15 protein-coding genes are annotated in these 18,261 nt (G+C 71.2%); 2 read left to right on the top strand and 13 right to left on the bottom strand.

Translation table 11 applies throughout. The annotated features are described in order from the left end of the window. Positions 1–194 precede the first annotated feature (194 nt). From G011_RS0116665 to G011_RS0116650, 4 genes are all read right to left on the bottom strand, one after another. Positions 195–1,505: a dihydrolipoamide acetyltransferase family protein gene (locus G011_RS0116665; protein ID WP_019609479.1), complete on the bottom strand. Its 1,311-nt coding sequence runs from the start codon at positions 1,503–1,505 to the stop codon at positions 195–197. Positions 1,506–1,519: 14 nt separating this feature from the next. Further along, complete coding sequence (locus tag G011_RS0116660; RefSeq protein WP_013155796.1) at positions 1,520–2,533, bottom strand: alpha-ketoacid dehydrogenase subunit beta; 1,014 nt, start codon at positions 2,531–2,533, stop codon at positions 1,520–1,522. A 13-nt stretch (positions 2,534–2,546) separates the two neighbouring features. Continuing rightward, positions 2,547–3,656, bottom strand: coding sequence for a pyruvate dehydrogenase (acetyl-transferring) E1 component subunit alpha (gene pdhA, locus G011_RS0116655; RefSeq protein ID WP_019609478.1), 1,110 nt, complete (start codon positions 3,654–3,656; stop codon positions 2,547–2,549). Positions 3,657–4,153: 497 nt separating this feature from the next. Beyond that, a complete protein-coding gene (locus G011_RS0116650) occupies positions 4,154–4,831 on the bottom strand; it encodes a GntR family transcriptional regulator (RefSeq protein WP_019609477.1) in 678 nt (225 codons plus the stop codon). Between the two features lie 773 nt (positions 4,832–5,604). On the opposite strand from G011_RS0116650, the gene G011_RS0116645 reads away from it, so the two are divergent. Further along, positions 5,605–6,369, top strand: coding sequence for a phosphatase PAP2 family protein (locus G011_RS0116645; protein ID WP_019609476.1), 765 nt, complete (start codon positions 5,605–5,607; stop codon positions 6,367–6,369). Between the two features lie 190 nt (positions 6,370–6,559). Here the strand turns inward: G011_RS0116645 and G011_RS0116640 are convergent, their stop codons facing one another. Then, on the bottom strand, positions 6,560–7,072 hold the full coding sequence (locus G011_RS0116640; RefSeq protein ID WP_019609475.1) for an SRPBCC family protein: 513 nt from the start codon (positions 7,070–7,072) through the stop codon (positions 6,560–6,562). A gap of 709 nt (positions 7,073–7,781) precedes the next feature. Between G011_RS0116640 and G011_RS0116630 the strand changes: the two genes are divergently transcribed. Continuing rightward, positions 7,782–9,728: a heavy metal translocating P-type ATPase gene (locus G011_RS0116630; protein ID WP_019609473.1), complete on the top strand. Its 1,947-nt coding sequence runs from the start codon at positions 7,782–7,784 to the stop codon at positions 9,726–9,728. A 184-nt stretch (positions 9,729–9,912) separates the two neighbouring features. Here the strand turns inward: G011_RS0116630 and G011_RS0116625 are convergent, their stop codons facing one another. The 8 genes from G011_RS0116625 to G011_RS0116585 all read right to left on the bottom strand — a co-directional run bounded on the left by G011_RS0116625 (position 9,913) and on the right by G011_RS0116585 (position 18,178). Further along, entirely contained in the window at positions 9,913–10,179 is a 267-nt protein-coding gene (locus G011_RS0116625) for a hypothetical protein (protein WP_231391511.1), read from the bottom strand. 990 nt (positions 10,180–11,169) lie between these two features. Then, positions 11,170–12,489: a serine hydrolase gene (locus tag G011_RS0116615; protein ID WP_026338372.1), complete on the bottom strand. Its 1,320-nt coding sequence runs from the start codon at positions 12,487–12,489 to the stop codon at positions 11,170–11,172. A gap of 409 nt (positions 12,490–12,898) precedes the next feature. Beyond that, positions 12,899–13,438 carry an AAA family ATPase gene (locus G011_RS0116610; RefSeq protein ID WP_019609469.1) on the bottom strand — a complete coding sequence of 180 codons (540 nt, stop codon included), beginning with the start codon at positions 13,436–13,438 and terminating at the stop codon, positions 12,899–12,901. A 161-nt stretch (positions 13,439–13,599) separates the two neighbouring features. Further along, entirely contained in the window at positions 13,600–14,514 is a 915-nt protein-coding gene (locus G011_RS0116605) for a polyphosphate polymerase domain-containing protein (RefSeq protein ID WP_019609468.1), read from the bottom strand. Further along, entirely contained in the window at positions 14,511–15,128 is a 618-nt protein-coding gene (locus G011_RS0116600) for a DUF4956 domain-containing protein (protein WP_019609467.1), read from the bottom strand. The genes G011_RS0116605 and G011_RS0116600 overlap by 4 nt, the downstream gene beginning before the upstream one ends. Before the next feature lie 410 nt (positions 15,129–15,538). Beyond that, positions 15,539–16,198: a response regulator transcription factor gene (locus G011_RS0116595; RefSeq protein ID WP_013155784.1), complete on the bottom strand. Its 660-nt coding sequence runs from the start codon at positions 16,196–16,198 to the stop codon at positions 15,539–15,541. Beyond that, a complete protein-coding gene (locus G011_RS0116590; RefSeq protein ID WP_019609466.1) occupies positions 16,195–17,799 on the bottom strand; it encodes an ATP-binding protein in 1,605 nt (534 codons plus the stop codon). The genes G011_RS0116595 and G011_RS0116590 overlap by 4 nt, the downstream gene beginning before the upstream one ends. Further along, entirely contained in the window at positions 17,789–18,178 is a 390-nt protein-coding gene (locus G011_RS0116585; RefSeq protein ID WP_026338371.1) for a hypothetical protein, read from the bottom strand. Before G011_RS0116585 ends, G011_RS0116590 begins: the two co-directional genes overlap by 11 nt. Positions 18,179–18,261 lie beyond the last annotated feature (83 nt).

The following is an 18,261-nucleotide window of genomic DNA, read 5'->3' as shown; positions in this document are numbered from 1 at the left end:
CCTGTCACTCTGTCACCCTGTCGGTTCGTCGCCGTGTCGACTCGTCGGCATGTCTCCGCGTCCACTTGTCCACAGGCTGTGGACGGAATCCGCCGCGTCCGCCCGGAAACGACGGGGCCGGACGCGCGGGTCCGGGAACGACGGACGCCCCGGCCGTTCCCGGCCGGGGCGTCGCGTGTACCGAGCGCCGGACGCTACAGGATGATCCGCATCGGCTCTTCCAGGATCTCCGCGAGGTCCTTGAGGAACGCGGCGCCCACGGCGCCGTCCACCGCGCGGTGGTCCACCGACAGCTCCAGGGAGATCCGGTTGCGCACGACGACCTCGCCGTCCACGACCACCGGCTCCTGGCGCATCGCGCCGACCGCGAGGATGGCCGCCTCCGGCGGGTTGATCACCGCGGAGAAGCTGTCCACGCCGAACATGCCCAGGTTGGACACGCTGAACGTGCCGCCGCTCATCTCCTGCGGCTTGAGCTTGCCGTCACGGGCCTTGCCCGCCAGCTCGCGCGTGCGCGTGGAGATCTCCGACAGCGTCGCCTTGTCCGTGTCGTGCAGCACCGGCACCACGAGCCCGGCGTCCACGGCCACGGCCACACCCACGTTGACCCGGTGGTGCTGGAGCAGCTTGTCGTCCACCCACGAGGTGTTCACCGCCGGGTGCAGCTTCAGCGCCGTCGCGCTGGCCTTGACGATCAGGTCGTTGAAGCTGACCTTCACGCCCGTGCTGGACAGCTGCTCGTTGATCTGCGCGCGGAAGGCCTTGAGCGCCTCGGCATCGATCGTGCGGCGCAGGTAGAAGTGCGGCACCGTCTGCTTGCTCTCGGTCAGGCGGCGCGCGATCACCTTGCGCACGTTGCTGACCTTGAGCTCCTCGGAGGCGCGGCCGTCGTCGAAGGCCGGAGCGGTCGCCGCCTTCTCCGCGGCGGGCTTGGCCTCCTCCTTGGGCTGCGCGGCGGGTGCGGCCTGCTCGGCGGCACCGCCTTCCCGGGCGGCCTCGATGTCGGCGCGCACGATCCGGCCCTTGGGGCCCGACCCCTGGATCTTGTTGATGTCCAGGCCGTACTCCTTGGCCAGACGCCGGGCCAGAGGGGAGGTGCGCGGGCGCGCGGCCTCGTCGCCGGAGGAGCCGACGGACTCCCCGGCGCTCTCGGCCTCGGTGCCCTCGGCGGCCTCCTGGATCTCCTCCGCCTTCTCGCCCTGCTCCTCCTCGGCGGGCGCGGCCTCGGGCTCCGAGCCGCCGTCGCCGGAGTCCTCGGGTACCGCGTCCGGGGAGTCGGCGATCACGCCGATGACCGCGCCGATCGGCACCGTCTCGCCCTCGGAGACGGACTGCTTGACCAGGTAGCCGTCCTCGTAGGCCTCGTACTCCATGACGGCCTTGTCGGTCTCGATCTCGACCAGGACGTCACCGGAGGCGACCTTGTCGCCCACGTTCTTGACCCACGTGCTGATGACGCCTTCCTCCATGGTGTCGGAGAGGCGCGGCATCTGGATCTCGCTCATGCTTGAAACTCCCTCTACCCGACCCGTTTGCCGACGGCGCTCAGGGTCTCCTTGATGGCGGTGCTGATCGACTCGACCGACGGCAGGGCCGCCGTCTCCAGCGGCTTGGCGTAGGGCATGGGGACCTCCGCCATCGCCACCCGGCGGACCGGGGCGTCGAGGTAGTCGAAGGCGCCCTCCTGGATCGAGGCGGCGATCTCCGCGCCGATCCCGTAGGTCAGCCAGTCGTCCTCGCAGATCACCGCGGAGCCGGTCTTCTTGACCGAGTCCACGAAGGTCTGGCGGTCCAGCGGACGCAGGCTGCGCAGGTCGACGACCTCGACGTCGATGTCCTCCTCGGCCAGCTTCTCGGCGACCTGGGTCGCGACCATGGCCATCCGGGAGTAACCGATGAGGGTGATGTCGCTGCCCTCGCGGGTGACCTTGGCGCGGCCGATCGTGGCGACGGTGTCGTTCTCCGGCTCGGCGTAGTCGTCGGGGACCTCGCCCTTGGAGTTGTACAGGCCCAGGTTCTCCAGGAACAGGACCGGGTCGTCGTCGCGGATCGCCGCGCGCAGCATCTGCGAGGCCTCGGCCGGGGTGCTGGGAGCGAGCACCTTCAGGCCGGGGATGAACGAGTAGAACAGCTCGATGTTCTGCGAGTGCGTGGCGCCGAGCTGCTGGCCGCCGCCGCCGGGCGTGCGGATGACCATGGGCACGCTCGTCTGTCCGCCGAACATGCCGTAGATCTTGGCGGCGTGGTTGATGATCTGGTCGATGGCGATCAGCGAGAAGTTGATCGTCATCAGCTCGACGACCGGGCGCAGGCCCAGCATGGCCGCGCCGACGGCGGCGCCGACGAAGCCCTCCTCGGCGATCGGGGTGTCCTTGACCCTGCGCGGGCCGAACTCCTTCAGCAGGCCCTCGGTGATCTTGTAGGAGCCCTCGAAGACGCCGATCTCCTCGCCCATGACGAGGACGTTCTCGTCGCGGACCATCTCGGCGCGAAGGGTGTCCCGCAGAGCCTGGCGGTAAGTGATCACAGACATGTGGGTTCCTTCCCTACTCCGCGAACACCGGGTCGGCGGGCATGCGGGTGGACTCGTTGGGCACCGGGGTGGCGTAGGTGTAGTCGAAGAGGGTGGAGACCTCCGGGTGCGGGCTGTTCTCGGCGAAGTCCGCGGCCTCGGTCACCTCGGCCTTGACGGAGGCGGCGATCTCCTCGCGCAGCTCGTCGGTGAGGAGGCCCTCCTCGGTGAGCCTGGCCTCGAACAGGGCGATCGGGTCGTTCTCCTCCGACCGCGCCTCGTCCTTCTGCTCGTCGGTGCGGTACTTGGCCGGGTCGACCACGGAGTGGCCCTTCATCCGGTAGCTCCACGCCTCCAGCAGGAACGGGGTCTGCTCCTCGCGGGCGCGCTCGATGAGCCTGGACGCGGTGTCGCGGACCGCGAGCACGTCGCGGCCGTCCACGCGCTCGCCCTCGATGCGGAAGGCGGAGCCGCGCTTGTACAGCTCGGGCTCGGCGGAGGACATCTCGACCGTGGTGCCCATGCCGGTGAAGTTGTTGATCACCACGAAGACGATCGGCAGGTTCCACAGCTTGGCGATGTTGAGCGTCTCGTGCCAGGCGCCGATGTTGGTGGTGCCGTCGCCCATCTGGCACATGACGACCTCGTCGCCGCCCCGGTAGGAGACGGCCAGCGCGGCGCCGGCGGCCAGCGGCAGCTGCCCGCCGACGATGCCGTAGCCGCCGAGCATGCGGGTCTCGGTGTCGTACATGTGCATCGAGCCGCCCCAGCCCTTGGACACGCCGTCGACGCGCCCGTAGAGCTCGGCCATGACCCGCTTGGGGTCCATGCCCTTGCCGATCGCGTACCCGTGGTCACGGTAGTTCGTGAACAGGTAGTCGCGCTCCTGGAGGGCGGTCATCAGGCCGACGACCGTGGCCTCCTCGCCGAGGTTGAGGTGACAGTAGCCGCCGATCCTGGCCTGGGTGTAGGCCTGGGCCGTGCGCTCCTCGAACCGCCGGATGAACAGCATCTGGCGGTAGTAGTCGAGCAGGGTGTCGGGCTTCTCGTCAGCGAGGCCGGGGGAGGTGTCCTTGCGGGTGGTGCGCCGCCGGGTCCCTGAGGACCTGGCGGGGCGGCCCTTCGGCTTGGCCGTGTCAGCCATGGTGTGCCTTTCTACGTACGAGAAGGCCTGGGGCCCCGGGTCTGTGGACCGGGGTACCAGGCCCGCCGTGGCCGCGCTGTCGGGTGCGACCGTGGCGTGCGCAGCCACCCGGCTCATGCGGTGGCGGCGCTCTGTGGCTGTTGCGGGGCGCGTCCCGGGGGAGGTGGCTCGTCCTCCCCCGGACACGAAGCGCTGGTGGGGTCTCGTGTGCAGTTGTCCGCAGAACCCCTGCCGCATTGCTTCCCGGTCTGCACCGGCGTATGCGTCCGTGGCCCGGCACGGCGGTGCCGGTCGCACGGGTTCGTCCACCGGCCGGATGAACGACTCCGCTTGCCCGGGAGGGGTCCGCTCGTGTGTGATGTGTGTCGCGCACACTCTACGGTCTGATCGATGATCGATCAATACAACTCTATGCCAGAAGGTCCGGTTTCGGTGCGACGGGGCAGGTCACCGCGCTCCCACGGGCCGGTGGCGTCGGGCCGCGGAGGGATCAGGGGTCAGCGGGCGCTCTCGTGGGACTTCAGCGCCGCCTCCACGTAGTTGAGCACGTGATCGCTGAGCATCTGCCCCACCGAGGGGTCGCCCTCGATGAAGGCGCGCGTGATCTGGGCGTGGTCGGCGGCCTTGGCGTGCAGCTCCATGTTCAGCCAGCGCACCGACAGCGCGGTCCACACCTCCACGCCCAGCGACTCCCAGGTGTGCAGCAGCACGCTGTTGTGGGCTGCGCGCACGACCTCGCGGTGGAACTCCACGCTGTGCCGGATCTGCTCGGACACGTCGCCCCGGGCGGTCGCCCGCTGGAGCGCCTCCACCTCCCGCTCCAGGGGGGAGGGGTCGTCGGCCAGCCGGGGCGCGGCCAACTGCGCCGCGACCAGCTCCAGTCCGGCGCGCACGGGGTAGATCTCCGCCATGTCCTGGACCCCGAAGGCCCGCACCCGGGCGCCCTTGTTGGGGACGGTCTCGATCAGGCGCAGGGTCTCCAGCTCGCGCAGCGCCTCGCGCACCGGGGCCTGGCTCACCCTCAGCTCCGTGGCGACGCGGCGTTCCACGATCCGCTCGCCGGGCTGCCAGCGGCCGGACAGCAGGCCCTCGACCAGTACCTGCCGGATCTGCTCCCTGAGCGGCTCGCGAGCCAGCTTGGAGGGGTCATCCGGCAGCTGGGGCAGGTCGACCATCCAGAGCCCTTCCGTTCCACGTCCAGCACACGGCCCGTGCGCGGACCGGCTCACTCAGCGTCGTACAAACTCCTTGAAGAGTGCCACACGCCCGCGGGTCAACCGGACAGCAGGCCTCGAACCGCTAACAGAAGGCTCACGAACAGGTCGCATGGCGGTGAACCGCCAACGTCCAGTGTCGGGGCTTGGGGCAAAGTCCGAGGTGGCGGCGAACGTACGTGGGCCACCACACCACCGACAGGGGGAACTGTCCGGGTAGGCTCATCTGTCGGCAATATTCACACAAAGCTGTACGGAGCGTGACGCACGTAACGACGAGGAGTTCGATGAGGCGCCCCGACCAGCGCCGCCTTCACCCGCGCTCGAGCGGTCCGCGCCGACTGGTTCGGGCCGAGCACCGGGCACACCGTAGACGCCACTGTCGACACCCCTTGTTCCTCGGACGCCGATCCTGCCCAGAGGCCGGTCACGACGTAGTGAACCAGTCCGAAGGACCGGCCGTCGAACGGAGTGGGCGGAGAGTAGTGAACTCTCCGTCATGCCCACCCCGAGTCGGCGCTGAGGACGTCAGATCAGTTCCAGTAACCACGGCTAGCCCGTCCCCCACGCTTCACAAGTGCCACAGGCAAGCCCACGACGTGTGAGACAGCACTGAGCACATGACGCACTCTTCGAGGACACGACGACATCCACGGGCGAGGCAGTTGACCGAGCCACACGACAGGCAAGAGCGGGCGACACCGCTCCCGGGACCCTACAGCGGACCGATCCCCATGGTGCGTACCACCGTGTACGACCCTGGGCGGCCCGTCGTGCGCCCGGTCCGCTGGCCCAGTGTGAGCGAGATCGCGTGGGGTATCGCGTCGGACCGCGTCGCCATCATGCTCGCCGTGGCCCTGCTCGTCATGACGATGCTGGCCGCGGGACCGCTGCACCCGGTCGACAACTTCCTGAACGAGCTGCCCCGGCCCTACTGGGACACGCTCCGCGAACCCATGATCCTGTGGCCGGACACCGTCGCCTCCCGTGCGGTCGCGCTGCCGGTCCTGGGCGTCACCGCGCTCCAGCTGGCCTACTGGCATCGCAGCTGGCGTCCGATCGTGCTGGGAGCGGTCGGCGTCGTGGGGATGATGTCCCTGGTGTCGGTGATGAAGCTGGCCATCAACCGGGGGCACGCCAAGAACTTCAACCCCGACTTCTTCATGGGGCCGGGCAACGTGGCCTTCCCGTCCGGGCACGGGGCGAACGCGATCCTCATCTACGGCCTGGTGCTCTTCCTGATCATCCGGTTCGGGGCGGCCCGGCCGCACATCATCCGGCGCCTGGCGTACTGCATCGTCGCCATCGCCCTGCTCCAGTCCATCGTCTCGATCTACCTGCACTTCCACTGGTTCACGGATCTGATGGCGGGGATGGTCGCGGGTGGTTTCGCCCTGCGGGTGACCATCCGGCTGGACCGGATGATCCCGTCCGGGCGCACCACGCAGTGGTGGCCCTGGTACGGCGAGGGGGACGGCGCGCTTCCCGCGAGGGACTGAGCCGCTCTCCCACCCGTGGCACCGCGCCCGTCGGACCCGGTCCGGCGGGCGCCGCGCTTGTCCGCGGTCCCGACGCCCGTCCGGGACGGGGCCGGGTGCGCCGACGTGTCGACGCCTCCGCGTACGTGCTGGTGGGGGCGCTGGCGGGTCCGTGGAGCCGACGTGGGGGAGCCGGGAGGGCTCCCCGCGGTCAGGCTCCGGCCTCCACCAGTTCCCGCATGCGGGCCAGACGTTGCAGGAACATCCGGTCCATCACAAACCTTAGTACGGTTCTGTCCACAATGGGACCGAAGAGGCTGGCGAATTCCACCCGGTCCGTGTAGGCGGTCCCGGCCCCCTCGGGCGCCGTCGTGTGCGTGTGCCGGAAGTACCGGAACATACCGCGCAGCTGGAGGTCGGTGAAGTGGTCGCCCTCCTCGAAGGAGTCGATGACGCCGACCCAGCGTACGGGGAGGACCCTGGCCAGGCGCCAGCGCATCACCATCGTCTCGCCCTCGGCGAAGCCCGCCTCGGGCCAGCGCAGGACGCGCACCCCGCCGGGCATGGAGTCCTCCAGGCCCGACCGGCTCGTGCAGAACGCGAAGACCCGGTCGGGCGGCGCGTCGAAGTGGGCCGTGTAGACCGCGGTGCTCGTGGTCCGGGGGCGTTCGGTGGTGTTCGGTCCGCTCAGGAGCCCGCGTTCGTCGATCTCGTGTCCGGCCATGGTGTCCCTCCAGGTCCACTCGGCATCGGCCTACCCCGGCGCCCCGGCAGGGAACCCGGGCGGTGTCGTGCGGGGCGGCGCTGTCCGCGGGGTGCTGTGGGGGCGCCGTGTCGGGTGGCGCCGTGCTGGACATCCGGGCTCGGGGTCGGGCGAGGACTGTCCCGTTCCCTCCGGCGGGGCGGTGGCCGTGGCGGGAGACGCCGGTTCCGGAACGGGGAATGAACCGTCATCCCTTGTGGGAATACCCCTTGGGGGTATATTGCTTGTAGTGACACGCCGACGGGGTGGACATCTGTTCCTTGGATACCCCCAAGGGGTATGTTGCGAGAGTGAGGGGGAGAACGACATGACCGCAGGTGGACACGGACCGCACGGCCACGGAGGAGACCGGGGCCGGGGGCGGGACGAGGGCTCCGAGGAGCGTGCCGGGCACACGGACCCCTCAGCTCATGAGACACACGAGGGGCATGAGGGGTACGCCAGTCACGGCACGCACACGGCTCACGCCGGTGCCTCGGGGCATGCTGGGCGCTCCAGCCGCAGGGATCGCCAAGGCCCCAGCAGCGCCGATGAGTACGCTGGTGACGGGGACGCCCCCGGACACGGTGAGCACGCCGGTCTCGGTGGCCACAGGGGTCATGGGGGCCACGCCGGTCATGGGGGTCACACCGGTCACGCGGGACATGGCGGCCACGGGGACCACGCCGCGATGTTCCGGACCCGCTTCTGGTGGAGCCTGCTGCTCAGCGTTCCCGTGGTCCTCACCAGCCACATGGTCTCCGGCTGGCTCGGCTACCAGGTCCCCTCCGCGCTGACCTGGGTGCCGCCGGCCCTCGGCACGGTCGTCTACCTCTACGGCGGCTGGCCCTTCCTCTCCGGCGTCGTCGGAGAGCTCCGCGAGCGCAGGCCCGGCATGATGACCCTGGTCGCCATGGCGATCACCGTCGCCTTCGGCTCCAGCGTGCTCGCCACGTTCGGCGTGGTGGGCATGGAACTCGACTTCTGGTGGGAACTGGTCCTGCTGGTCGTGGTCATGCTCCTCGGCCACTGGCTGGAGATGCGCGCCCTCGGCCAGGCGTCCGGTGCCCTGGAGGCCCTGGCCGCGCTCCTGCCCGACCGCGCCGAGAGGGTCGGCGCCGACGGCGGGGTCGAGGAGGTGGGCCTCGCCGAGCTGCGCACCGGCGACACCGTTCTGGTGCGCTCCGGCGGGCGCGTCCCGGCCGACGGCACCGTGGTCGAGGGCGCCGCCGCCATGGACGAGTCGATGATCACCGGCGAGTCCCGCGCGGTCACCCGTTCCGAGGGCGACCGTGTCGTCGCCGGGACCGTCGCCACCGACTCCGCCGTCCGGGTCCGCGTCGACGCCGTCGGCGAGGACACGGCCCTGGCCGGTATCCAGCGGCTCGTCAGCGAGGCGCAGGAGTCCCGTTCGCGCTCGCAGGCGCTGGCCGACCGGGCCGCCGCCCTCCTGTTCTGGTTCGCCCTGGTCGCCGCCGTGCTCACGGCCGCCGTGTGGACCCTGTTCGGTGAGGTCACCGAGGCCGTCGAACGCACCGTGACCGTCCTGGTCATCGCCTGCCCGCACGCCCTGGGACTGGCCATCCCGCTGGTCATCGCGATCTCCACGGCCGTCTCCGCCCGCAACGGCATCCTGGTCAAGGACCGCATGGCCCTGGAGCGTACCCGCCTCGTGGACACCGTGCTCTTCGACAAGACCGGCACCCTGACCAGGGGCGCCCCCGCCGTCACCGACACCTCCGCCGCCTCCGGGCACGCCTCCGAGCGGGTGCTGGCCCTGGCCGGTGCGGTCGAGGCCGACTCCGAGCACCCGCTCGCCAGGGCGATCGTCCGGGCGGCGCGGGAGGCGGGCGCGGTGCCCGCCGCCACCGGCTTCCGGTCGCTGACCGGGCGCGGTGTCCGCGCTTCGGTCGAGGGCTCCGACGTGCAGGTGGGCGGCCCGGCCCTGCTGGAGTCGCTCGGCCTCACCGAGCCGGACGACCTGGCCGGACGCACCGGTCCCTGGCGCGAGCGCGGCGCGACGGTGCTGCACGTGGTCGTGGACGGCGGGGTGGCCGGTGCCCTGGCGCTGGCCGACGAGGTCCGCCCCGAGTCGGCCGAGGCCGTCAGGCGGCTCCAGGAGCGGGGCGTGCGCGTCGCGATGGTGACCGGCGACGCCCGCAACGTGGCCGACGCCGTGGCCGAGCGGCTCGGTCTGGACGAGGTCTTCGCCCAGGTCCTGCCCGACCAGAAGGACGCCGTGGTCCGCGACCTCCAGTCGAGGGGGAACCGGGTGGCGATGGTCGGCGACGGTGTGAACGACGCGCCCGCCCTGGCCAGGGCGGACGTCGGCATCGCGATCGGCGCGGGCACCGACGTGGCGATCGAGTCCGCCGGGGTCGTGCTGGCCTCGGACGACCCGCGCGGCGTGGTGGCGGTCCGCGGGCTGTCGGCGGCCGGTTACCGCAAGATGGTGCAGAACCTCGTGTGGGCCGCCGGGTACAACGTCGTCGCCGTCCCGCTGGCCGCCGGGGTGCTGGCGCCGGTCGGGATCGTGCTCGCCCCGGCCGTGGGAGCGGTGCTGATGAGCCTGTCCACGATCATCGTGGCGCTCAACGCGCAGCTCCTGCGCCGGGTGGACCTGAGCACCTCCTCCTGAGGGGCGAAGGTCCCGTCGACGGCGGAACCGGACCCGGTAACGTCTAGGGGATCGCGGCGCCCCTCCGGTAGCGGGAGGGGCATCGCGACAGGCCACCGTCCCGATCGGATACGGGACGGTGGCTGCCTCGTTCTCGCAGCTCAGCGAGGTTTCACGTGAAACCTTCGAGCTGGTCGCGGGCGTGTCAGCCGAAGATGTCCTCAGCGCGCTCGACCTCGCTGGCGCGACGGATCCACATGCGCAGGGTCTCCAGGTCGGTGCAGGAACTGACGCGCTGGCGGACCTCGTCGGGAACGGTCAGGCCGCGTGCGTCGAGGAAGAGCAGGACGCTGTTCGCCGCTTCGGCCGCGCGACCCTCCTCGCGTCCCTCCTCTCGGCCTTCTTCCCGGCCCATACCGACGTACTTGCGGGCGAAGTCGCTCTGCCACTTGTAGGTGTCCAAGGCCGTCAAGCCCTCATCCGGTGTTCTCGGCCGGGCATACGTCTCCTTGTCGGGGCTGTCGGGGCTGTCGGGGCTGTCGGGGTTGGGGTCACGCGGGTACGGCCTGGCGCTGTCGGGCGGGCCGGGTGCGCGGCAGGCCGGAGAACGCGTCCCGCCCCCGGGGCCCGGCGGCCCCGACCACCCCGAAACGGGGCGCGGGTTCACCGAGCAGATCGCCGCCGGGGTCGTCCTTCCACCGCTGGCGCAGGACGGCGGCGCGTTCCTGGACGAGGGCGAACGCGCGCCGGACCTCCTCCGTCTCGGAGGCGAGTTCGGGACTCCGGGGCGCGGCGGGGATCCGGAGTTCGGGAGCACGGGGGTGCCGGGACGCGGGGCGCGCGGGGGCCGGACGCGGCGGCGCGCGAACGCTCGTGGGCGGTGAAGTAGGGCCTGACCAGGGTGACGTCCTCGGCCGGAAAGGGCGCGTCGGGCGGAGCCAGGCGGGGAGGCGGAAGCGGGGCCGGGGGAGGCGCGGGGACGTAGCGTCGCACGCGGGTGGAGCGGCGTCGGCGGCGACCGGCCACCGTGGAGTGGCGTCCGCAGGGCGCGGAGAGGAGGGCGATCAGCGGGCCGAGGGCACGGCTGAGAAGGGCAGCGCTAAACTGGCGCATGCTGGCAATTCCTTGTGACTAAATGGGTTGGATGTTGCTGGCCACGGCCCCGAACGGCAATCAACCGTTGCGGGGTCATCGTGTGGGTTCAGTTGTGTGGTCGCAGCCAGATTAGGGCACGCCTGTTCGGGCGGAGCACGTTTCCCGCGAAGCGGCCGAAAAAATTTCGTTCCGGTTCTGTCAGACCAGCTCAGCGGGTATGAGAAAGGGGCCAGCATGAAATACTGGCCCCATCCAAAAAATCCCTCATGCCGGAATTGAAAGTATTCGTGCACGAGGTGTCGGGAGGCCCCCGGCCGATCCGCCCCGGGTGTCTCCCCGGCCGAACCGCCCCGGGACCCGCCCGGCCTCAGAAGTAGATCGGCGTGAGGTCATCGGTGGGCCAGGTGCCCACCTCGTTCACCGCGTCCCACAGCTTCGGGTCGATCTCGCCCCAGTTCAGCGCGTCGCCCTCGTCGCGCCGGTTGAAGAGCGCCACGACGGTGTAGCCGTTGCTGCGCGCCAGGAACGTGTAGGTGCCCGGCATGCTCCCGGTGTGCCACGTGTTCTCGCCGCTGCCGGTCGGACGCACCGACCAGCCCAGGCCGTAGTGCGTGGCGCCGCCGCCCGTCTCGGGCTGCTCGAACACCGTGGAGATCGAGTCCGGGGTGAGCACCCCGGCGGCCTCGGGCGTGTCGTAGATGGTGCAGAATCGCGCCAGGTCCGCGGCGGAGGCGACCCAGCCCCCGTTGCCGAGTTGGATCTCCAGGTTGAACCCGCCGTAGGGGTAGGGGACCTGCGCGCCCGAGGAGTCCAGGGCGGAGGTCACCGTGTACTTCGAGTCGTACCCGACCTCGCCCTCCTGGTCCGCGGACAGGGAGCGCCCGGCACGCATGCGCGCGATGTCCACCGCGCCGAGGACATCGGAGACCACGTGGTCCTCGTAGGACCTCCCCGTGACCGCGGCGATCGCCTCGGAGACCAGCAGGTAGCCGTAGTTGCTGTAGGCGTACCGCGTTCCGGGGGCGTGGTCGAGCTCCATCCCGCTCGTGTAGGCGATGACCTCGCTCCTGCCCAGCGGCAGGTCGACGCCCATCTCGCGGGAGATCGCGATGGTGTTCCACAGCGGATCGAAGGAGACGTCCCTGTCCCAGCCGCCGAGGTGTTGCAGGGCCCGCCGCACCGTGACCTCGCCCAAGCGCGGATCGGCCGTCTCCCCCGCCAGGGGCGAGAGGTCGACCAGGTCGGCCAGCGGCGCGTCCAGGTCGAGTTCGCCCTCCTGGGCCAGGCGCATGGCCGCCGTCCCGGCGACGGGCTTGCTCAGGCTCGCGATCCGGAAGACGTCGGTCACGCCGGTGGTCGCGACGCTGTCGTCGCCCCACGTGTACCCGCGTGCCAGGGACAGCCTGCCGTTCCGCGCCACGGCCAGCGAGCCCGCGGTGATCCCGCGCGCCTGCATGTAGTCCTTCATCACGCCGTCGAAGTGCGCGAGGGGAGCCACGTCCTCACCCGTGACCCGCCAGGTGCGCTCGGCCGCGGAGGCGGGCGCCGCGCCCAGGGCGCCCGCGGCGGCGGCCCCGGCGGTGCCGGTCAGGGTGAGCATGCGACGACGCGACATGCCTCGGGGCAGTCCGAGGGCGCTGCGGGAGTCGGCGCGGGCACCGCTGAGGCGGGCGGCACGAGGGAACACGGAACCTCCGGGGAGAAGAATGGCAGGGGTATTTCCGACAGGGGTATTCGCGGTATGCGCAAAGGCTTTCTGTGTCTTTTGACACCTTTGGTCCAGCAGGGGAACGCTACACACGTTCGGCCGTGGCGGCAAATGTGAGAACGCGGGAGGCGTGTTCGCTTCGGGGCGCCGTTTCGCGAAGACTGTCAGGAGCCGGATCGCGGTCGTGACCTGAGACTTCTCCGTGTCGGCTCGCGTTCTCGGGGGTCGCTGCGACCGCCGGGAGGGTGCGGCGGCGCGGTGCCCGGAAAAGGCGCGGAACCCGGTCAACGGATTGTCGCGGAAAAGGACCGGCGGCCCCGTCCGTTCCCGGGCCGGGGCCGGTGCCATTTCCCGCGCGGGCGGGCTCCGGGGTGTCGGTACCGGTCCGTCAGAGGAGGGCCTCCTCGTGCGCGCGGGCGCGGATCAGGTCGGCGGTCTCCTCCGGGGTGAGGGCCGCGGTGTCCAACCACCAGCCGACTCCGCCCAGGTCCTCCCGCATCGCCCGGTAGTACGGCGCGAAGTCGAAGTCGACGCGGTGCTCGGGGTCGCGCGTGGCGTTGCGCCGCCGACACACCTCCAGGGGCGGGAACAGGGCGACGAACATGACCGGCCTGGGCCGCAGCATCTCCACCATGGCGTCCAGCATCCGGCGGTTGTCGATGGTGTACTCGATGACCGGGAAGACGCCGTTGTCGGCGAAGTTGGCCGCCAGGTCGCACATGTTGCGCACGCACAGCCGCAGCTGGCGCCGCGCCTCCTCCGCGGGCCGCCCGTTGAAGCCGACGCGTCCCTGGACGACCATGTAGGACAGAACGTCCCCGCTGACGTGGGCCGCACGCGGATACCGTGCGGCCACCAGCGGAGCCACCGTCGACTTTCCGGCTCCGGGCATTCCCGAGAGGATCAGACACCCGTCCTGGTCCCGCATCCCGGCCTCCCTCCGTCGTGGGGTGGACATGGTCACAGACCGGGGACGGGGAGCGCATCCGGTTTTTCCGTGCGGGGACGGAGGGAACGGCGCCCCGAGACGCGGGCGACGGGCCGTCGGCCACCCGGCGGACCCGGACGGTGCGGGCTCCGGGGCCCGGTTCACCACCCCCGCGAGGGGACGGGCGCCGCACCCACCCGCGCCCGCTCCAGGGTGCACGGCGCCGGGTGGTCCAGGCACGCGCCCATCGCCCGGTGCCACCGGTTGCCCCGCAGCCCGGGCTCCAGAGCGGCCACCGTCGCCCCGTACTTGGTGAACCGCGCCTCCCGGACCCCGTGCTCGTGCAGCCTGCGCTCGGTCGCGGTGAGCCCGCCGCGCGTCTTGATCTCCAGCAGCACCGCATCCGGGCGCATCCGCACCGACCAGCCCGCCCGGTAGCCGACCAGGCCGGTGTCCACCGTCACCCGCTCCTCACCCGAGAAGGCCACCACCGTCGTGCGCCGGTAGTCGGTCACCGCGCTGGCCGCCAGCACGTCGGGCGCCTCGATGCCGTACGAGAGCAGGGTGTCGTCCAGGAACCGCCGGGCCTGGGGGGTCATCCGGTCCGGCGGCCCCGTGTAGGCGATCCGCGTCTTGTCGGTGATCCCGCGCGCGCCCTTGAGCTTGATCTCGAACATGCGCGTCCCCGTGTCCACGTACGTGCGCGTCCGGGCCTTGAAGCGCACCCGCCGCCCCTGGCGGTGGTCGTGGAAGGTCCGCAGGTCCGGAGTGTCGAAGTAGGTGGACGAGTACTGGAAGTCCCGCTGACCGTCGATGGTCAGCACCCCGAACCGGTCCCCGGAGGCCGCGAACAGCGGTTCCAGCAGCTCGACGGGCACCAGGTACTTGCGGCAGGTCCGGGTCACCAGGGCGGCGCGCTCGTTGATCTCGGCGAGCGACATCGGGCGCAGCGCCGCCAGGACCGGGGAGGGAACGTCCACCGGAGCGGGCGTTTCCACGGGACCGAGGGCGTCCAGGGTCATGGGTCTCTCCACGGTGACGGGGGCTTCCGCGGGGGCGAGGGCGGTCGTGCTCATCGGCGTCCCGTCCGTCCCGTCACGGAGGTGAAGCCCTGCCCGAACCCGCGTCCGGAGCCCGGGACCGACGCGATCCGGGGCGCCTGGAACCGCACGTCCACGACCATCAGGTCGCGCACGTAGTCGACCTCGGTGACCTCGATCTTCGTGACCCGGCCGCGCAGCCGGGCCTCCAGGTCCTGGCGCAGCGCCACGGAGTCCTCGTGCACCACGTCCAGGGTCAGGATGCGGCGCTCGTGCCGCGAGAGCAGACGCGGGTGGTCGGCCGCGTACATGCCGGTGAGCAGCAGGGCGTTGAGGCCCAGCAGCACCCAGGGCATCGGGGCCGCCACCGCGTTGACCAGGCCCAGGGCGATCGCCGTGAAGTAGTAGCCGATCTCGCCCTGGCTGATGAGGTCCGACCGCAGGCGCAGGATCGACAGCACGCCGAACAGACCGAAGCCGACGGCCAGGCCGACCTCCTGGTTGGTCAGCATGGACACCACGGCGAAGATGCCGGTGTTGAGCGCCACGTAGGCCAGCAGCAGGTCGCGGCGCCCGTGGCGGCGGAAGTAGATGGCGTAGGACAGGACGATGATCGCGGTCGTGTTGACCGCCAGTGCGAACCAGAACATGCGTTCATCCTGTGGACGGGCGGTGAGGAACCCATGAGGAGCGGATGAGGGAACCCTCATGTTTGTCACGCGTCGGTCATCCGCGACACGGACGAGGGGGCGGGGGTGTCACCGACACCCCCGCCCCCTCGTCACCAGAACATCGCCCGCCGCGCACCGGGGCCCCGCCGACCCGGAGCACCCCGGTCATCCGGGGCCACACCGGGCCGCTCCGGGCCGTCCATATCACGCTGGCCGCTCGTGGCCCGGGCCGTCGGGGCCCCGTGTCACGCCGGTCGCGCGTGGCCGGGGCCGTCCGGGTCACGCAGTCACGCGGGTCGGCACAGGACTGCCCGGAGCACGCGGGTCACCCGGTGTGCAGGGCAGTCCGGACCACCCGTGTCAGCACAGGGCCGCCCGGGCCACCCGTTTCACCCGGTCAACCGGTAGCCCATCCCGCGCACGGTCACGATCCGCTCCGCGCCCACCTTGCGGCGCAGCGCCCGCACGAACACGTCCACCACGTTCGACCCGGGATCGTAGTCGTAGCCCCACACGTGCGACAGCATCTGCTGCCTGGTGAGCACCTGGCCCGGGTGCCGCATCAGCAGCTCCAGCAGGGAGAACTCGCGCGCGGTCAGGTCCACGGACGTCCCCTCCACCGCCACCCGCCGCGTGCGCAGGTCCAGGGCCAGGCCGCCCGCGCGCAGCACCGTCAGCTCGGTCGGACGCTCGTTGCGCATCCGCAGCCGCACCCGGGCCAGCAGTTCCTCGAACCGGAACGGTTTGGTGACGTAGTCGTCGGCCCCGATCTCCAGGCCGGTCACCGTGTCCCGCACGCCGTCGCGCGCGGTCAGGATGACCACGGGGATGTCCACGCCCAGTGAGCGCACGCGCCGCAGCACGTCGAACCCGTCGGTGTCCGGCAGGCCCAGGTCCAGCAGCATCAGGTCGAACCCGCCGGTCACCGCGTAGTCCACGGCCTCCGCCCCCGTGCCCACCACGGTGGTGGTGAACCCGCTGGCGTCCAGGCCCTTGCGGACGAACGAGGCGATCCGCTCCTCGTCCTCGACGATGAGGATGCGACTCACACGTACCTCTTTCCGGTGGGGATGACGAGGGTGAACGTCGAACCGACGCCCGGCGCGGAGCGCAGGTCCACCCGTCCGTGATGGGCCTCGGCGATGGCGCGGACGATGGCCAGGCCCAGACCGGCGCCCCGGTCCCCCCTGGCCGCCCCGCTGCCCCGCGAGAAGCGCTCGAAGATCCGGCCGTGCTCCTCGGCCGGGATGCCGGGCCCCTGGTCGGAGACCCAGAACAGCACGTCGTCGCCGCTGAACCCCGAGCCCACACGCAGGGTGGATCCCGGCGCGGTGTGCCGCACCGCGTTGGCGGCCAGCTGCACCACGGCCTGGGTGACGCGCTGCGGGTCGAGCCGGGCGACCCCCTCGGCCAGCGACTCCAGCCGCCAGTCGCGGTCGCCGAGCCTGCGCACCTTGGCGTCGATGTCACTGGTCAGCTCGGCCAGGGACACCTCCTCCTCGCGCAGGAAGTCGGGCTGCTGGGCCTTGGCGAGCAGCAGCAGGTCCTCCACGATCCGGCTCATGCGGTCCAGTTCGTCGGTGACCAGGCGCAGGACCTCGCGCCGCTCCTCGGGGTCGTCGCCCATCAGCTCCAGGTGGCCGCGCACGATGGTGATGGGCGTGCGCAGTTCGTGCCCGGCGTCGTCCACGAACTGCCGCTGGGCGGTGAAGGCGCCCTCCAGCCGGTCCAGCATGCTGTTGAACTGCTCGGCGAGCGCGGCGATGTCGTCCCGACCGGACACGTCGATGCGCCGGGTCAGGTCCTCCTCGGTGATGTGCGCGGCCGTCTGCCGGACCAGGCGCACGGGCGCGAGGAAGCGTCCCGCCACCCACCAGGCCGCGGTGCTCGCGGCGATCAGCCCGGCCAGGCTGACCAGCGCGATCGTCTGCGTGGTGGAGGTGACCGTGTCCTCGTCGGCCTCGGTGAAGTAGCCGATGACGAACCACCCCGCGCCCTCGGCGTCGGTGCCGCCGCCCGGGGGCAGGGCGCGGATCTTCTCCCACCGCATCGGACCGGCGGGGGTGTCCAGGGTGCCGCGGGCGCTGGACGCCTCCAGGACCTCCGCGACCATCGCGGGATCCGCGGACACGTCGAAGGGCGGCTCCTGGCCCTGGCGGATGCGCCCGGGCTGGGCCGCGGCGTCCGGGGCGCCGCCCGCGCCGCCGCCGGAGGCCGACCCCTCCACCCAGCCGAACAGGATCTCGGCCCGGTCGGGGTACTGGCGGGCCAGGTGGAGCCGGATGAGGGTGGAGACGTCGGTGAAGGGTTCACCCGTGTTCGGGTCCACGCCCACGGCGGCGAACTCCTGGAACTCGCCGATCTCCTGGGACAGCGCCCCGTCCACGCGCTCGTCGTTGCGCGCGGTGAGCGCGCTCCAGGTGAGGATGTTGACCAGGACGAGGACGGCGGCCATCAGCAGGACGACCCAGGCCATGATGAGGAGTCTGGCGGGGATGCGCCGCTTCTGCGGTACCTCCGGCTGGGGTCCCCTCATGACCATGGTGGAGTTCACGTCGGTGTGCGCGGACGCGCTCCAGGAGTTCCCGCCGACCACGCCGCTGAGGTCCTCGGTCGGGGAGTCCCCGTCGAAACGACCCTCAGTCGTCATCGTCGCCGCCCTCGTTGTCGTCGTTGTCGTCGTCGCAGTCGTCATCATCATCGCCGTCGCCGTTACCGCAGGTGGGGGCGGGGGTCTGGCTCGGAGTCGAGGAGGGGGACGGCGAGGGGTCGGCCGACGCCTCGGAGTGGTCGGGGTCCTCGGCGTCGGGGGTCCCGTCGCCGTCGTGGTCGGTGATCGGCGGCGGGGGAGCGACGACGTCCTCGTCTGAGGGAGGGGCGGGGCTGGCGCCGGGGGACTCCCCGACCACGACCTCACCCGGGGCGGCGGTGTCCGGGGTGCGCTCGGGCATCGCCCACACCAGGACCGCTCCCGCGACCAGGAAGGCCGCGACGGTGCCCGCTAACAGCAACAACAGTGGTGATCTCATACTCCCCGAGCCTTCCGGGCGCGGGGGAATACGAGATGAAACGAACATGAGGAATTCTTCATCCGCGCCCGTCGGCGGTCCGG

This window comes from Nocardiopsis sp. CNS-639 (genome assembly GCF_000381685.1).
GTDB lineage: Bacteria > Actinomycetota > Actinomycetes > Streptosporangiales > Streptosporangiaceae > Nocardiopsis > Nocardiopsis dassonvillei.
Note: the sequence above shows the minus strand (reverse complement) of the source record. Positions and strands in the feature narration are given on the sequence as shown.

What these genes read in the sequence shown, in the direction of transcription:
- pdhA (WP_019609478.1), bottom strand. Translation starts at nt 3,656, where the DNA reads ATGGCTGACACGGCCAAGCCGAAGGGCCGCCCCGCCAGGTCCTCAGGG.
- G011_RS0116600 (WP_019609467.1), bottom strand. Translation starts at nt 15,128, where the DNA reads ATGTTCTGGTTCGCACTGGCGGTCAACACGACCGCGATCATCGTCCTG.
- G011_RS0116630 (WP_019609473.1), top strand. Translation starts at nt 7,782, where the DNA reads ATGTTCCGGACCCGCTTCTGGTGGAGCCTGCTGCTCAGCGTTCCCGTG.
- G011_RS0116660 (WP_013155796.1), bottom strand. Translation starts at nt 2,533, where the DNA reads ATGTCTGTGATCACTTACCGCCAGGCTCTGCGGGACACCCTTCGCGCC.
- G011_RS0116610 (WP_019609469.1), bottom strand. Translation starts at nt 13,438, where the DNA reads ATGCGGGACCAGGACGGGTGTCTGATCCTCTCGGGAATGCCCGGAGCC.
- G011_RS0116640 (WP_019609475.1), bottom strand. Translation starts at nt 7,072, where the DNA reads ATGGCCGGACACGAGATCGACGAACGCGGGCTCCTGAGCGGACCGAAC.
- G011_RS0116665 (WP_019609479.1), bottom strand. Translation starts at nt 1,505, where the DNA reads ATGAGCGAGATCCAGATGCCGCGCCTCTCCGACACCATGGAGGAAGGC.
- G011_RS0116650 (WP_019609477.1), bottom strand. Translation starts at nt 4,831, where the DNA reads ATGGTCGACCTGCCCCAGCTGCCGGATGACCCCTCCAAGCTGGCTCGC.
- G011_RS0116590 (WP_019609466.1), bottom strand. Translation starts at nt 17,799, where the DNA reads ATGACGACTGAGGGTCGTTTCGACGGGGACTCCCCGACCGAGGACCTC.
- G011_RS0116605 (WP_019609468.1), bottom strand. Translation starts at nt 14,514, where the DNA reads ATGAGCACGACCGCCCTCGCCCCCGCGGAAGCCCCCGTCACCGTGGAG.
- G011_RS0116585 (WP_026338371.1), bottom strand. Translation starts at nt 18,178, where the DNA reads ATGAGATCACCACTGTTGTTGCTGTTAGCGGGCACCGTCGCGGCCTTC.
- G011_RS0116645 (WP_019609476.1), top strand. Translation starts at nt 5,605, where the DNA reads ATGGTGCGTACCACCGTGTACGACCCTGGGCGGCCCGTCGTGCGCCCG.